Source organism: Pantoea agglomerans (genome assembly GCF_021397715.1).
Taxonomy (GTDB): Bacteria; Pseudomonadota; Gammaproteobacteria; order Enterobacterales; family Enterobacteriaceae; genus Pantoea; species Pantoea astica.
This window is the reverse complement of sequence record NZ_CP090207.1, coordinates 2220191-2236136: the sequence shown is the minus strand read 5'-3', so window position 1 is coordinate 2236136 and position 15946 is coordinate 2220191. Positions and strand designations below refer to the sequence as shown.

Annotated in this window: 12 protein-coding genes; 5 read left to right on the top strand and 7 right to left on the bottom strand. The window is 58.1% G+C overall.

Features of this window, described 5'->3' with window-relative positions:
* Window positions 1-9 precede the first annotated feature (9 nt).
* From LZU96_RS10610 to LZU96_RS10590, 5 genes are all read right to left on the bottom strand, one after another.
* Window positions 10-876 (bottom strand): ABC transporter ATP-binding protein, encoded by an 867-nt coding sequence (locus LZU96_RS10610; protein ID WP_233984324.1) that lies wholly within the window; start codon window positions 874-876, stop codon window positions 10-12.
* Window positions 848-1753 (bottom strand): ABC transporter permease, encoded by a 906-nt coding sequence (locus tag LZU96_RS10605; protein ID WP_233984323.1) that lies wholly within the window; start codon window positions 1751-1753, stop codon window positions 848-850. The genes LZU96_RS10610 and LZU96_RS10605 overlap by 29 nt, the downstream gene beginning before the upstream one ends.
* A complete protein-coding gene (locus tag LZU96_RS10600; RefSeq protein ID WP_233984322.1) occupies window positions 1750-2781 on the bottom strand; it encodes an ABC transporter permease in 1032 nt (343 codons plus the stop codon). The genes LZU96_RS10605 and LZU96_RS10600 overlap by 4 nt, the downstream gene beginning before the upstream one ends.
* Complete coding sequence (locus LZU96_RS10595; protein WP_233984321.1) at window positions 2778-4409, bottom strand: ABC transporter substrate-binding protein; 1632 nt, start codon at window positions 4407-4409, stop codon at window positions 2778-2780. Before LZU96_RS10595 ends, LZU96_RS10600 begins: the two co-directional genes overlap by 4 nt.
* Window positions 4410-4532: 123 nt before the next feature.
* Window positions 4533-5687: a mandelate racemase family protein gene (locus tag LZU96_RS10590; protein WP_233984320.1), complete on the bottom strand. Its 1155-nt coding sequence runs from the start codon at window positions 5685-5687 to the stop codon at window positions 4533-4535.
* Window positions 5688-6061: 374 nt separating this feature from the next.
* On the opposite strand from LZU96_RS10590, the gene LZU96_RS10585 reads away from it, so the two are divergent.
* From LZU96_RS10585 to LZU96_RS10570, 4 genes are all read left to right on the top strand, one after another.
* Entirely contained in the window at window positions 6062-7177 is a 1116-nt protein-coding gene (locus tag LZU96_RS10585) for an ABC transporter substrate-binding protein (RefSeq protein WP_233984319.1), read from the top strand.
* A gap of 165 nt (window positions 7178-7342) precedes the next feature.
* The gene (locus tag LZU96_RS10580; protein WP_233984318.1) at window positions 7343-7750 is read left to right on the top strand and encodes a hypothetical protein; all 408 of its coding nucleotides are present in this window, start codon (window positions 7343-7345) and stop codon (window positions 7748-7750) included.
* A 12-nt stretch (window positions 7751-7762) separates the two neighbouring features.
* Window positions 7763-9064, top strand: a complete 1302-nt coding sequence (locus LZU96_RS10575) for a PQQ-dependent sugar dehydrogenase (protein WP_233984317.1) — start codon at window positions 7763-7765, stop codon at window positions 9062-9064.
* A 612-nt stretch (window positions 9065-9676) separates the two neighbouring features.
* On the top strand, window positions 9677-10318 hold the full coding sequence (locus LZU96_RS10570; RefSeq protein ID WP_233984316.1) for a DapH/DapD/GlmU-related protein: 642 nt from the start codon (window positions 9677-9679) through the stop codon (window positions 10316-10318).
* 45 nt (window positions 10319-10363) lie between these two features.
* Here the strand turns inward: LZU96_RS10570 and LZU96_RS10565 are convergent, their stop codons facing one another.
* Window positions 10364-11689: an MFS transporter gene (locus LZU96_RS10565; RefSeq protein ID WP_233984315.1), complete on the bottom strand. Its 1326-nt coding sequence runs from the start codon at window positions 11687-11689 to the stop codon at window positions 10364-10366.
* Between the two features lie 213 nt (window positions 11690-11902).
* Complete coding sequence (locus LZU96_RS10560; protein ID WP_233984314.1) at window positions 11903-12883, bottom strand: GT-D fold domain-containing glycosyltransferase; 981 nt, start codon at window positions 12881-12883, stop codon at window positions 11903-11905.
* A gap of 688 nt (window positions 12884-13571) precedes the next feature.
* On the opposite strand from LZU96_RS10560, the gene LZU96_RS10555 reads away from it, so the two are divergent.
* Window positions 13572-15929, top strand: coding sequence for a membrane-bound PQQ-dependent dehydrogenase, glucose/quinate/shikimate family (locus tag LZU96_RS10555; RefSeq protein WP_233984313.1), 2358 nt, complete (start codon window positions 13572-13574; stop codon window positions 15927-15929).
* The last annotated feature ends 17 nt before the right edge of the window (window positions 15930-15946 follow it).

Genomic DNA, 15946 nt, shown 5'->3' with positions numbered 1-15946 from the left:
GCTTTTTCCTTATTCAGTTAACCAGCTGGCGTGACGTTGTAACACCGGCAGGCGGCTGCGACGGTGATCGAGGTCCGGCAGCGCCGCCATCAGGCCCTGGGTGTAGGGATGCTGCGCCCGATCCAGTTCGCTGGCGGCCAGCGACTCCACGACGCGACCGGCATACATCACCAGCACCCGATCGCAAAAACGGCGCACCAGGTTAATGTCGTGGCTGATAAAAATCAGCCCTAGCCCGCGCGCCTTGACCAGATCGTCGAGCAGCGCCAGCACCTGCAGACGCACCGACACATCCAGCGCGGAGGTGGGTTCATCGGCAATCACCAGCTCCGGTTCGGTAATCAGCATCATGGCTATCATCACGCGCTGCCCCTGGCCGCCAGAAATTTCATGCGGATAAAGCTGATAGACCCGTTCAGGATCGCGAATTTGTACCACCTCCAGCATCGCCAGCGCCCGCTGACGGGCTGCCGCCTGCTGGCCGCGATGATGACTGCGCCACGCCTCGGCAATCTGCTCGCCGACCCGGACCACCGGATTGAGCGAATATTTCGGGTCCTGCATGATCATCGAGATCCGTTTACCGCGGATGTCGCGCATCCGGGCCGGCGTGGCGTGCAGCAGATCGACATCGCCAAACTGCATCCGGCTGGCCTCAATCCGCGCTTTCGCCGGTAGCAGTTGCAGCAGCGCCCGGCCAACGGTTGATTTACCGGAGCCGGATTCACCCACAATGGCCAGCTTCTCCTGGCCGAGCTGAAAGGAGACGCCGCGTACCGCCGGGGTGCTCTGACGTCCGTTAACAAAATTTACGTGCAAATCGCGCACGTCGAGCAACGGCGAAGCGTTACTCACTGCGGGGATCGAGCAGGTCACGTAGGCCATCTCCTAAGAAGTTAAATGCCAGGCTGTTAATCAGAATTGCCAGACCGGGTACGGTGACGACCCACCAGCACTCCAGCATGTAGGTACGACCACTGGCGATCATCGCGCCCCATTCCGGATCGGGCGGCTGCGCGCCGAGGCCGAGAAAGCCGAGGCCCGCGGCGGTGAGAATGATGCCCGCCATGTTCATGGTGATGCGAATAATCACTGACGGCAGGCAGAGCGGGATGATGTGCTTCCACAGCACCCGCAGCGGCGAAGCCCCTTGTAAACGCACCGCAGAGATAAAGTCCGCCTGACGCAGCGACAGGGTTTCTGCCCGCGCCAGGCGGGCAATCGGCGGCCAGGCGGTAAGGGTAATGGCGATCACCACGTGCTCCAGTCCCGGACCCAGCGCGGCGACAAAGGCCAGCGCCAGCACCAGGCTGGGAAAGGAGATAAAAATATCGGTGACGCGCATCAGTACGGCATCAACCTTGCCGCCAAAATAGCCAGCGGTCACGCCCAGCAGCAGGCCGAGCGGCCCGACGGTCACCGACACCAGCAGCACGATATAGAGGGTGATACGCGCCCCCCAGACCAGCCGGCTGAAGATGTCACGGCCAAATTCGTCGGTGCCGAACCAGTGTGCGGCACCCGGCGGCATCAGCGCATTGTTGAGGTCCTGGATCAGCGGGTGATAAGGGGCGATCCACGGTGCAAACAGCGCCACGATACAGAGCAGCAGCACAATGCCGCCGCCGATGGCGGTCAGCGGATTACAGGCCATGCGCCAGATAAAGTATCCGCTACGGGCAGCGAAACGGCGGCAGCGCGCCAGTCGCTCACGCGTGGTGCTGGTGGCTGGCGCATCAAAGGAAATCGTCATACTTTGGTCCTCGGATCAAACACCTGATAGAGCAGGTCGGAGAGCAGGTTAAGCAGCACAAAAATCAGGCCGACCACCAGTACGCAGCCCATCACCGCGTTCATATCACCCAGCATCAGGCTGCCGGTCAGATAGGAACCAAAGCCCGGCCACGAGAAGACGGTTTCAATCAGCACCGCGCCTTCCAGCAGTGAACCGTACGCCAGCGCGACCACGGTCAGCAGCTGCACCAGAATATTGCGGAAGGCGTGTTGCCAGATCACCTGCCACTCGGTTAAGCCTTTCACCCGGGCGGTGAGGATGAACTCCTGCGACAGCTGCGCCAGCATAAAGCTGCGCGTCATGCGGCTGATGTAGGCCAGCGAATGAAAGCCCAGCAGTGAGGCGGGTAACACCAGATGATTCAGCGCATTCCAGAATACCTGGCTGTTGGCGGCCAGCAGGGCGTCGATCAACATAAAGCCGGTGCGGCGTGGCACCACGCCATCCAGGCTGAAGTCAACCCGGCCCGCGCCACCGACCCAGCCGAGATGGGCATAAAACAGCAGCAGGCCCATCATCCCGACCCAGAAGATCGGCGTTGAGTAACCCGCCAGGCTGATCATCCGCACCAGATAATCGATCACGCTGTTACGCCGGGCGGCGGCCAGCACGCCCAGCGGCACGCCGAGGCCGGCACCCAGCACAATCGCCAGCGTTGCCAGTTCAACCGTCGCCGGAAAGACGCGCAGAATATCGTTGACCACCGGCTGACCGGTGAGCAGCGCATGGCCGAGATCGCCGTGCAGCAGCGTATTGAGGTAGATGCCGAACTGGACCCACAGCGGCTTATCAAAACCGAGCTGATGATAAACCTGCTGATAGGTCGCCTGATCGGCATCCGGTCCGACAATCGCCAGCACCGGATCAAGCGGCATCACCCGCCCGATAAAGAAGGTCAGCATCAGCAGGCCAGAGAGGGTGATCAGCACCTGCAGGCCGCGTTTGCTGATGCGACGGCAGTGATTTCGGGTGAGCGTCAGAGTCATTGTGCACCTCCGGCCAGGCTATCAGGGGTTTTCCAGACGTCGCGCAGAAAGGTGGTGGCCGACGGATGGGGCTGATAATCCTGCACCCGGTTGTTGACCACCACCGAATCGAGCATCTGGGAAAGGGGCATCAGCGCCGGCACCAGCTGGTCATAGCGTTGCTGAATGGCGAAATAGGCCTGCTGTTGCCGGGCGCTGTCGCGTTCCACCAGCGCGCGATCGATCATGCTGTTGAGTTGCGCATCATAAAAACCGGTGCGCCAGCCCTGGAAATTAGTCAGGCGGGCGCTGTCGGCGTTGTTCGGGTTATAGACCAGTGAACGCAGGCTGGAGTGCGGATGCGGCTCCACGCCGCTGCCGCCGCGGCCGACCAGCAGGTTGAACTGACGATCGCGCATCGCCCCGTAGATCTGATTACCGGTGCCGGTGATGATTCTGGCGCGGATGCCCGCCTGCAGCAGCGTTGACTGAATGGCAATGGCGATATTGAGGAACGGCTGATCGGCCAGCACCCGCAGCGTGGTGTCGAAACCGTCCGGATAACCCGCCTCGGCCAGCAGTGCTCTGGCGCGCGGCACATCCAGCCGGTAGCCGGGATCGGGCAGCGTGGCCGGCATACCCGCCTGAATCGGCCGCTGATGCAGTTCGCCATAGCCGGTCATCAGGCTCTTGTTAATCCCCTGATAATCCACCAGATAACGCACCGCCTCGCGTACCCGGCGATCGCTAAAGTGCGGGTCTTTCATACTCATCGCCAGGTAGTAGAGGGTGCCTCTTCTGACCGCATCAATCGCCAGATCGGGATCGTGGCGCAGGGCGCGGACATCGGGAATCGACATATTACTGGCGATGTCGAGATCGCCTTTCTGCATCATCAGTCGCAGCGTCTGCGACTCCTGCAGATGACGGAACACCACCCGTGACATTTTTGCCTCGCCGCGCCAGTAACCGTCGGCCCGGCTCATGCGCAGCACATCTTTTGCCTGCCAGAGATCCAGCCGGAACGGACCGGAACCCGCTTCATGGGTGGTGAGCCAGCGATTGCCCCAGTCACCATTGACCTCATGCTGCTGCACCGTTTTACGATCCAGCACCACCATGCTGCCGAGCGCAGCCAGCGAGTAGATCACCAGCTGCGGGTCGTTGGGTTTCGGCAGGGTAATAACCACGGTGCGGGCGTCAGGGGCGGTGATCATCTGGTCAACGTTGTCACGGCTGAACCCGTAGGATTTCCAGACCGACGCCTGCGCCAGATTAAGGTGCAGTACCCGCCGCATCGACCAGACCGCGTCGTCACTGGTCAGCGGGTTGCCGGAGTGAAAAGTGACATTGTCACGAAGATGAAAGGTCAGGGTTGTTTGGTCGGCGCTGACCGACCAGCGTTCGGCCAGCGCCGGACGCACGTCGGTCAGCTGTTTCGGGTTGAGTTCCACCAGCCCGTCATAAAGATTAACCACGATGCCCACCACCTCATTACCGGTCATTGCGGCCGGATCAAGAGTGAGCAGGTTATTCATGTTCATGCCGACGATCAGCTGGTCATCCGGGGTCTTTGCCTGGATTGACGCGCTGCCCGTCAGCATCAGCAGCGTGATCAGCCACGCGCCACATCGTTGTGTCAGGGTCATAGGTAAAGTCCAGCGGGTCAGAGGTTTTCCCGTTTACGACTCTGCCTGCTGCTGGCCAACGGGATGGCAGGCAGCAGGCGGGCGACGGGGTTATTATTGTTTGACGTATTTCGGTAGTGCGATTTACCAGCGGTTCAGCGTGTGCGTCTCGATCCAGCTAAAATTAATGTCCTCACCCAGCCCGGCACGGGTCGGCAGAGTAACAAAACCCTGTTCATCCATCGGATCGACCAGGCTGTTGAGATAGGCGGGTGGCGTCTCATAGTCGAGGAACGGATGCAGCAGGCCGCGCTCGTACCAGCGGCAGTTGCGGATTGCGCCGACCACCGCCAGGCTGGCGGCACCGTTGCCGTGAACTTCACAGTCCATGCCAAACGCCTCGGCGAGGTTGGCTACTTTGAGGGTGGCAGAGATGCCGCCGACGCCGTTGGCCCCGGCACGCAGAATGTCGCAGGCCCCGGCGCGCACCCAGTCGGCACGGCTGTGATGCTTGCCACCCAGACTCTCCGGGCCGAGGACGTCAATCGACAGGTTCTCCGCCAGCCAGGCGTAAGAGGCCATGCTTTCCTCTTCCATCGGCTCTTCAAACCAGGCGAAGTTGAGTTTTTCCAGCGCCTTGCCGATGGTCAGGGCATCGCTGCGGCTGTACCAGTGGTAGCCATCCAGCATCAGCGCGATATCCGGGCCGACCGCTTCCCGCACTGCGGCGCAGGCTTTGATATCCATCGCCGGGCTGGGGGCAAACGAGACCGGCGGCATCCAGGTGTGCAGTTTGATCGCCTGATAGCCGCGCGCCACCAGTTTTTCAGCGAACTGCGCATACTCATCGGGGGTTGAGAGGCCGCCGTGCAGCTCATCGCCGCACATGGTGCTGCCATAGGCCGGGATTTTTTCCCGGTAGCCGCCCAGCAGCTTGTGAACCGGCTGGTTAAGTTTGCGGCCAATCAAATCCCACAGCGCCTGTTCGACCGCCGACAGCGCCCGCTCGGTGAGCTGATGGGCGCTGCCGCGCTGCCAGTGCGCCAGATCCTGCCATAACCGCTCGCGGTCAAAGGCGTTCTGACCGATCAGCACCTTACGAAAGAAGGCGTTGACCACATGCGAACGAATCACTTCTGGCGGGGCAAAGGCGTAACCGCAGGTGCCGTCCTCGCTGGTCAGGGTGAGCAGCGCCATCTGCGCCTCATTTTCCGGGCCGGGATGGGAATGTCCGGCGCTGTCGCTGCAGCGTTGGGTCGGGTAGGTAAAGAGAGTGACATCAATCGCGCTGATCTTCACGGCTAAGCTCCTGTGGCTGACGGTCCTGACGATTATTAAAACGTCGTTTCATTTTTCAATCTAACTGCAACATTTTGTTAACGCATTAGCCAAAGCGATTACATTGATGGCGAATATGTGGGCAATCGCCCTGGGCACTGTGAGCATATTCACGAAAGCCGGCCATTTTGTGAGCAGTGACACAGCCGCTTTCTGGCGTTATCCGGGGAATAAAGGAAGTCAGGCAGCGCTCCATGCGCTGGCGGGCGCAATTTACCCGGCTGATGCGGGCGCTAAAACATTTCCTGTCACCACTTCCCCTGATGCTGTTTTTAAGTGATAGTAACGCCGCTTGACATTAATAATTCTCATTATCATTACTCTGGATGTTAACAATGAAAAAATGGTTTTTAGCGCTGGGGCTAATAACGCTGGCAGGGATGGCGTCAGCCAAAACCCTTACCGATGTGGCAGGTCGTCAGGTTGAGGTGCCGCAGGAAGCAAAACGCATCATTCTGGGCGAGGGACGTCAGATCTACCTGCTGGCTGCGTTTGATACCGACGCGCCGTTTAAGCGGGTGATTGGCTGGCGCGATGATTTTCCGAAAGCGGACTGGGATGGTTATCAGGCCTATGAGCAGCGCTATCCGCAGATCAGGCAGCTACCCACCTTTGGCGGTGCGAAAGATGGCACCTTTAACGTGGAGCAGGCGTTAACGCTGAAGCCCGACCTGGTGCTGATGAACCTGGAGTCGAAAGCGGCCACCGACGAAGGCAAGCTGATTGAAAAGCTGCAGGCGGTGGGCGTACCGGTGGTGTTTATCGATTTCCGTGAATCTCCGTTTGTGAATGCGGAAAAAAGTATCCGCATTATGGGCGAACTGCTGAATAAACCTGCGCGGGCGCAGGCGATTATCGATTTTCGCCAGCAGCAGATTGATCGGGTCACCTCAAAACTGGCCAATTTCACCGGCTACCGGCCAAAAGTGATGATTGACCGGGCTGGCGGCTACAGCGATGAGTGCTGCATGTCATTTGGTAATGAAAACTTCGGTCAGATGGTGGAGATGGCTGGCGGCCGTAACATCGCTAAAGATCTGATCCCCGGTACCTTTGGCACGGTTAACCCGGAGCAGATTATTGCCAGCCAGCCGGATGTGGTGGTGGTGACCGGCGCAAACTGGAAGAACTACAACACCGTGGGTAAATGGGTCGGCGTCGGACCGGGTGCTAATCAGGCAGAAGCCATTGCACGACTGAAAACCCTGATGATGCGGGACGCGTTCAAAACCCTGCCGGTGGCACATAACGGCAAGGCACACGCCATCTGGCATCAGTTCTACGACAGCCCGTATCAGTTTGTCGCGATTCAGGTGCTGGCCAAATGGCTGCATCCCGATTTGTTTGCCGATCTTGATCCGGACGAGACCTTCCGCGCGTTCCATCAGCAGTTCCTGCCGCTGCCGTATCAGCCGGGTTACTGGGTGACGCTGCCCGCCGATAAGTCCTGATCCCCTGGCGGTGACGGCGCTGTCACCGCCCTGATTTTCACTTCCTGCCGAATTAACCCTTCGCTTTTCTTCATGTTTACTAATCTTTTACAGGCGCGCGATCGGTTGTTGCCGGCAGCTTCACGGCTGGCCCGATCCGCTTTCATCGCTAAAATGGAGAGAAACATGCGCAATACCTCGGGAAGATCGGCGTTCGCCGTGACGCTGTACGCTCTGCTGGAGCCGGTGCCGCTGGGCTTTTTTGTCGCCGCCTGGCTGTTTGACATCCTCTATAGCCAGACCTTTGTGCTGTTCTGGACCGATGCGGCCGGCTGGCTGATCGCGCTGGGGCTGGTGCTGGCGATTGTGCCGCGACTCATCGCGCTGGTTTATCTGTTTCGCGGCAGCGACAGCGCAGAAAAGAGCCATTTCTGGCTGTGGCTGGTGGCGATTGTCATCGCCATCGTCAATGCGTTTATCCACAGCCGCGATGCCGCCGCCGTGATACCGCTTGGCGTAACGCTTTCCACGCTGGTGGTGGCGCTGCTGCTGCTGGCGAATGTGCAACTTGCGTTACGTCAGCGTAGCGCTTAAGGAGGAGCCACCATGAAAATGCAGCATAAATCCTTACTGGCGCTCACCCTGACGGCTCTGCTGGCCGGCTGTGATGATGGTGCGCTGGTCGATCCGCAAAAACAGATCGGACCCAACCCGGAACTGCCGCAGGCGCAGAACTTCTTTATGCCGCCGATGCAGGTGCCGGAAGGGACACCGTGGAAAGCGGGCGAGATGCCTGAAGTGGCGCAGGGGCTGAAAATCGAGAAAATCGCGGAGAATCTGCAACATCCGCGGCAGGTTTACGTGCTACCGAATAATGACGTGCTGGTCGCCGAATCCAACGGACCGCCGAAGCCAACCACCCGTCCTAAGCAGCTGATTATGGGGATTGTGCAGAAGGCGTCTGGCAAAGGCGGTGCCGGCGGAAATCGCATTACGCTGCTGCGTAACGTCAACGGGAAGTGGGAACAGCACCGCTTTATTGAAAATCTGCATTCGCCGTTTGGCATGCAGCTGATTGGCAATACGCTTTATGTCGCCAATGCCGATAGCCTGGTGAAATTCCCGTATCAGGAAGGGCAGACGGAGATTCGTACGCCGCCAGAAGAGGTGACCGAGCTGCCGGGCGGCCCGATTAACCACCACTGGACCAAAGCGCTGTTAGCCAGCCCGGATGGCAGCAAACTCTATGTCGGCGTCGGCTCGAACAGTAACGTCACCGAAAACGGCATTGGTGCGGAATACCGGCGCGCGGCGGTGCTGGAAGTGGACGCGGCCAGCGGGGCCAGCCGTATCTACGCCAGCGGACTGCGCAATCCGACCGGCTTACAGTGGGAGCCGCAGAGCGGCAAACTGTGGGCGATCGTCAACGAACGTGATGAAATTGGTTCCGACCTGGTGCCGGACTATCTGACCTCGGTGCAGGATAAAGGCTTTTACGGCTGGCCCTACAGCTACTTTGGTCAGCATGTCGATAGCCGTGCCGAACCGCAGCGTCCTGACCTGGTTGAGAAGGCGATAAAACCCGATTACGCGCTGAGCTCTCACGTCGCCCCGCTGGGACTGCTGTTTTACGGCGCAGATAACATGCCGCAGTATCGCGGTGGTGCCTTTATCAGCGAGCACGGTAGCTGGAACCGCACGCCGCTCAACGGCTATAAAGTGGTGTGGGTGAAGTTTGAAAACGGCAAGCCGGTCGGACAGCCACAAACGGTGGTATCTGGCTTCCTGACGGAGGATGAGAAGCAGGTGCGCGGTCTGCCGGTTGGCCTGGCCAGCGACCAGCAGGGCGGCGTATTAATCGCCGATGACGCCGGCAACACCGTCTGGCGGATCAGCGCCGCCAACTAATACCGGTATGACGGGCATAAAAAAAGGATTTGGCATGATGCCAAATCCTTTATTTTTTTGTTCGCTACCCGGCTGGTAACCGCGCTGCGAACGAGGTGCTCAGCCCTCTCCACACAGCAGATTGTAAAATGTGCGGCTAAGGATTTCAAGTTTCGCCAAAATACTGTATGTTTATACATGTGTTGAGTGTTGGGCAACGCCTCATTGTCGACTGGCCGCTCCCAGGGGCACGGTTTCCAAAATCCCGGCAGGCATCAGGTGGTGCTGGCCTGTGGCTTTAACCATGAGTGCCGCTCAGCCCTCTCCACAAAGATGTGCTTAGGCGCCCGGCGGGTAGAGTCAAAGCCTCGGTTGCCGAACAGCGCGCTCCTGTTAAAGGAGAAGGAAAGTGATGGAACTGACTAAGCTGATTCTGGATCTCATCCGGGTCATCTTGCAGATCATCGTTGCCCTTATGCAACTGACCGGTCACGCAGGTTAACCGGAACTTGAAACAAGGCGGAGCTAACCACTCCGCCTTTTTTCGCTGTCAACGGGCTGTCATGCTGGCCGGGTAGAGTGTGGCGGCAGCGTGACGCCAGCCCGGTGTCACCTTTTGCCATCGGGAGCCTTATGTCAGAGACCGCCGTTATGCCCGCCAGACTCCAGCAGACCCGGATTGATGAGAGTGTGCGTATGCGTGAAACCCGCATCGGTCAGCAGTGTGAAATTCTGGCGCACTCGACGCTGGAATATTGCGAGCTGGGCGACTTCTCCTACGTCGGGGAGCATTGCAGCATCGCCGATAGCCAGATTGGCCGCTTCTGCGCCATCGCCAATCAGGTGCGCATCGGGGCACCCAATCATCCGATGGATCGCGCCTCTCAGCATCGCTTCACCTACTGCCCGGAATATTATCAGGCTGACGCCACGCGCGATCGCGGCTTCTTCGCTGCGCGTCGGGCCGATCGGGTGATCATCGGTCATGATGTCTGGATCGGTCACGCGGTGATCGTGCTGCCAGGCGTGACCATCGGTGATGGTGCAGTACTGGCCGCGGGCGCGGTCGTGACCAAAGATGTGGCGCCTTACAGCGTGGTGGGCGGCGTACCGGCTAAACCGCTGCGGGTGCGGTTTACCCCGGCGATCGCCGCCAGCCTGCAACGCATTGCCTGGTGGAACTGGCCGCTGGAGAAACTGCTGGCCCACCTGGCGGACTTTCAGCACGGCGATATTGAACAGTTTTGCCAGCGTCACGACGCCCGATCAGCCTGACGTCAGATCAAACGCCTCCCCGGCGTTAACCGAAGAGGCGACCCGTCAGGCGGCGGAGGTTTCCGCTACGTCAGATGACCGGCTCTCCGCTACCAGCGGTTTCTCCGGTTGCAGCAGGGTCATCGCCAGCATACTGCCAAAGGCGATCAGCGCGGTGACGGTGAACATCGCGTTATAGCCATAGTATTCCGCCAGCCAGCCGCACAGCATCGGCGAGATAATTGCCGCCAGGTTGGCGATCGCCAGCGTCATGCCGCTGTAGGTGCCGACCGAGGCTTTGGGTGTCACGTCAATGACCACGGACCAGTAAACATTATTCACCAGCGCATTGAGGGCGTTACCCAGCGTCATCAGAGCAATAATTCCGGCAGCTGATGATACGTAAGGGATCGCCATAAAGCAGCAGGCGGTCCCGCACAGCGTCACGGCGGCAAACAGGTTTCGCGCCAGCCGCAGGTTGTTAAAGCGCGCCAGCAGCAGGTCAGCAATGCGTCCGCCCAGCAGCACGGTCAGGCAGGCTCCGCTCCACGGGATCATTGCCACGTACCACAGTGAATGCAGGTCGTAATGGAAATTATCCTGCAGGTATTTCGGCATCCACGTCACCAGGGTAAAGGTGATGTAGAGGAAAGAGAAATAGCCCAGCGCGTTACACACCAGCGTGCGGCTGGTGAAGAAGCGCCACCACGGCAGCGCCACGCCATCGGAGTCGCGCTGCCGCTGACCGTCGCGGATCAGGCTGCGTTCTGCGGCGCTGGTGGCAGGACTGCTCTCCGGGCCGTCACTGAAGGTGCGGGCAAACAGCGCCATCGCCAGCAGCGAAAAAACGCCGAGCAGGATAAACATCATGCGCCAGTCACCGGTCAGCAGCAGCAGCCCGACCGCTATCGGCGCAGTCAGCAGTGCCCCGACCTGGGTAGAGAGCAGGCCAATGCCCAGCGCAAAACCACGCTCGTTATCCGGTGCCCAGTGGGCAATCGCCTTGTTCATCAGCGCATAGGCGGGGCCTTCCGAGAAGCCGAACAGGATGCGCAGGGCGGCAAACCCCATCAGGGCGGAACCGCCAAACAGCGCGATACCCAGCTCACCGGCCCAGGCGGTGGCAATCTCCAGCAGTGACCAGAGCACGCCTGCCATTAACCACACTTTTTTGGTGCCGATGCGATCGGCAAGAAAGCCGCCGCACAGCGAACCAAACAGATAGCCGAAGCCAAAGTAGCCCAGCACTGCGCCCAGCTGAACTTTACTGAAGTGGTACTCAGTGGCAATCGCATTGGCGGCAAACGAGAGCGCGCCGCGGTCGATGTAGTTGATCAGAGCGATCAGGAACAACAGTGAAAATATGGTGTAACGGTAACGGCTGGCCTTCATCTCACTTCTCCTGAATGGGGATAACAGGATCGATAAAGCAAAATGAGTGCCGGAAATGGCGGAAAGGGGAAAAAGGACCGACTTGCCCGCGACAACGGGCGTTTCCCGCTGCCGCATCGGACAGCCGGGATGGAGAATTACCCGGCTAATTATTCGCCTGCGCATCAATCCGGTGCAGTGGCTGCCTGAAAACAGGGAGCGCAGGGAAAACCATCAGGCCGCGCTGTGCTGCGCCAGCGGGCCCTGGGGCAGCGGAACTACCGGGGGTTCGGCCGTTTCGCCGACATGTTGCAGCACCTGCAACTGATAACCGGCATCGGCTACTGCACTCTGTTCACTGAGCAGCACACCCGCTTCATTAACGTTTTTCCCCGCCACTTTCATTTTTGTGGTGGCACTGGCCAGCATCCATTCATATTCAATATCAACGTGACCACTATCAATACAGCGAATGCCATGCTGGCTCAGATCATAGGCCAGTACCGTTGCGGTAGGACCCAATGAAATTAAGACCAGATCATAATCAGAGGCGTGCGCTAATATCGCGGCGAGTAAACGGTCATAAACCGAAAAGGCATTGCGGTTGAGCGTGGTGATGCGTTTAACTTCGCGCGCATCTGCCAGTAAATCATTGCCTAATCCCAGCCGCGTTCCGCTTCCCTCAACAATTAACAGCCGGCGGTCTTTATAGAGTTGCTTAAATTTATCAAATATCGTCTGGGACAATTGTTTAGTTTTATAATCGTGATAAGGACGGGTGACAGAGGTATTACCATACTGGTACTGAGAATTGAGCAGAGAAGCATAATATTTAAAATAAAATGACTTGTGAAAGAACCAGAACAGGGCCGAACCTGAACGCATATTTCGCGTGGTGCGAAAGGCATCCGGCAGGCAGACCAGACAGTGAGGATTTGCCTGCGGTCCCTGTTGCAGCAGCGCTTTCAGCCTGGCCGAAAGCTGCGGGTTAAAAGGCTGAAAACCTATATTTTTATAGTAGGTCATCTCCAGTTCACCATCCCCGTAGCGTGCCAGCGATAATTGCGGGTTCGCTAATAACAGATCGATAGTCTCTTCAATCGACATGACCGAATAACGTTTAACCTGCGCCTGCGCCGCCGGATAACGCATCGCCGCATTGATGAATTTAAATGGGAAACGAAATTTACGATAAATAGCATGTAGTGCGGACATGATTAGCCTGCCTGTTTATCCTGCCACGCAAAGCCTGCTGCGCCCGCAGAGAAGAAGGGGGGATGTGTTTCTATTTATATCACATCATAATTAGCTGCCAAGCTGAGGAATATCTTAAAGCGTTTTTGCGCGGTTTAATTAACAGGGTAGTTAATATTTTTTCGGGATTACGGGATGGCTTGTAAAAAGATTGTGTATTGTAAAATGTCGGGGTGAGATTAATTAAGACTAATCGCACAGGGCTAACCGGTTGTGCTAATGAATTATTTTTCAGCTTTATTTTGCAATGCGTAAATCCCGCATTGGATATTCCCGCCGCGGCATAAGATTTATAGCCACCACACGGCACTCCACTGATTACTATTTTTTGACATTCCTCTTCTGCGCCGTATCGCCCCCGGACCGGAGTTGCTGAAGCAAAATTTGTCTGTTTAATCTTCACCTTTGAACAAAAGGTGCGGTCTGTTTTGCCCAATGATTAATTTTTTGTGATGAATGTCGCGGTTTTACCGCTTCGGAAAGTAAAAAAAGCAGCCGTTACGCTATCACAGAGTGTGAGATTAATAAGTCAGCCTAATGTCTTACCTTTCAACATGTTTTTACATATTTCTTACGTTAGTTAAAATCCCGTTGATTTTATGTTTTCAAATTTGATTTTCTACCGCCGCTAATGACCCGAGGATGGATCATGATTAACAAAATTACCAGTGTAATCATGGCGATATTTGCTATCGCCCTGATTTACATGGGAGGACAACTCCTGCTGGTGGGAGGCAGTGCATTCTATGCGCTGATCGGCGTGGGCGTTCTGCTCAGCGCTATCCTGCTGTTTATGAACAAGCGCAGCGCGCTGACGCTCTATGCGCTGCTGATGTGGATCACCCTGTTCTGGATTATCTGGGAAGTGGGCTTCGATAAGTGGCAGTGGATCCCGCGCGGTGACCTGTTTGGCGTGCTGGGCGTCTGGCTGGCCCTGCCGTGGGTGGTTCGTCCACTCTATCAGGGGCAGCGCCGCTTCCATCCCTTCCTCGGCGGTACGGTTGCGCTGATGGTCGTGCTGGTGATCGGCCTCTGTTTCTACGATCCGATCCCTCAGCAGGGCACCATCAATAACGCCCGGACGCCGGCAGCCAGCAACGGCGCGGCAGACGAGTGGAGCGCTTACGGCGGAACCCCTGACGGCCAGCGCTTCTCGGCGCTGAATCAGATCACCAAAGATAACGTGAAAGATCTGGAAGTGGCGTGGACCTATCATACCGGCGATCTGCGTCAGAGTGATGATGCCACCGAGTACACCTTTGAAGCGACGCCGCTGAAAGCCAACGGGATGCTCTACTTCTGTACGCCGCATAACGAAGTGCATGCGCTCGATCCGGAAACCGGTGCGGTGAAGTGGAAAACTGCGCCGGATAAAAACCGCTCCTATCTGCAGCAGCACCAGACCTGTCGTGGCGTCAGCTACTTCGACGCCGGTCAGCAGGCGCAGCAGCAGAGCAGCACCCAGCCGGCGATCTGCCGCAAGCGTATCTTCAACGCCACCACCGATGCCCGTCTGATTGCGCTGGATGCCGATACCGGTAAAGCCTGCGCCGACTTCGGTGACAACGGCGTGGTGGACCTGCGCGCCAACATGGGCGAGCTGCGTCCCCATGCGCTGATGCAGACTGCGGCACCGCTGGTGGCAGGCAATCTGGTGATTGTTGGCGGCTCGGTGATGGATAACGGTTTCAACACCGGCAACCCATCTGGCGTGATCCGTGCCTACGATGCGATCACCGGTCGCCTGGTGTGGAACTTCGATCCGGCTAATCCGGCCAATACCGCACCGGTTGATGCGGCCGCCACCTATCCGCAGGATACGCCGGTAGCCTGGGCGACCCTGAGTGCTGACCTGAAAAATGGTCTGGTCTATGTGCCGTTTGGCAACGCTTCGCCGGATGAAGTCGGCATCGAACGCGATCCCAATAGCAACACCGAGAAGTTCCGCGATGCGCTGGTGGCGCTGGATCTGAAAACCGGTGCCTTCAAATGGCGTTATCAGAGTTCGAACCACGACCTGTGGGATCGGGATAACCCTTCACAGCCTTCGCTGATTGATATCGACTATCAGGGCAAGTCACAACCGGCGGTGATCCTGCCGACCAAAACCGGCAACCTGTTTGTGCTGAACCGTCTGACCGGCGAACCGGTCTATCCGGTGGAGCAGGTTAAGGTTTCCACTGACGGCATCAAAGGCGAGCAGTATGCCGCCACTCAGCCGGTCTCCAGCCTGAACTTCATTCCGCAGCCGCTGACCGAAAAGTCGATGTGGGGGATCACGCCGTTTGACCAGATGAGCTGCCGGGCCAGTTTCCGTGAGCTGCGTTACGACGGTAACCCGTGGACGCCGCCAACTGAGAAAGGCTCGCTGATTTTCCCGGGCAACATCGGGGTCTTCAACTGGGGCTCAGTGGCCGTCGATCCGCAGCGTCAGATGCTGATTGCTGCGCCGGTCCGTCTGGCTTACAAATACAACCTGATCAAGCGCACGCCGGAAACCGAAACCCAGCGTACCTTCAGCAAGGACGGCACGCCGTACTGGAATGAAAACTTCCACGGCGACTATGCGATTCACATCCAGCAGCTGGCTTCCGGCCTGGGCATTCCGTGCATCGCGCCACCGTGGGGACGCATGGTGGGTGTCGATCTGAAAACCGGTAAAACCGAATGGCTGCGTCGGGTGGGTAACACCAAAAACCTGAAAACCAGCTTCCTGCCGGGCCGTTTCCCGATCGGTTTCCCGATGGGGATGGTGGCACACGGCGGTCCGTTACTGACTGCGGGCGATCTGGTGTTCCACGGGGCGACGGCGGATAACTTCTTCCGTGCCTATGACAGCACCACCGGTGAGCTGCTGTGGCAGACCGAACTGAGCGCAGGCGCACAGGCCACGCCATCTACCTTCATGGGTAAAGATGGTAAGCAGTATGTGGTGATTGCCGCGGGCGGACACGGTTCGCTCGGCACCACGGCGGGCGACAGCGTGGTCGCTTTCCGACTGAAGTAACCTGACAGGCTGAGCGC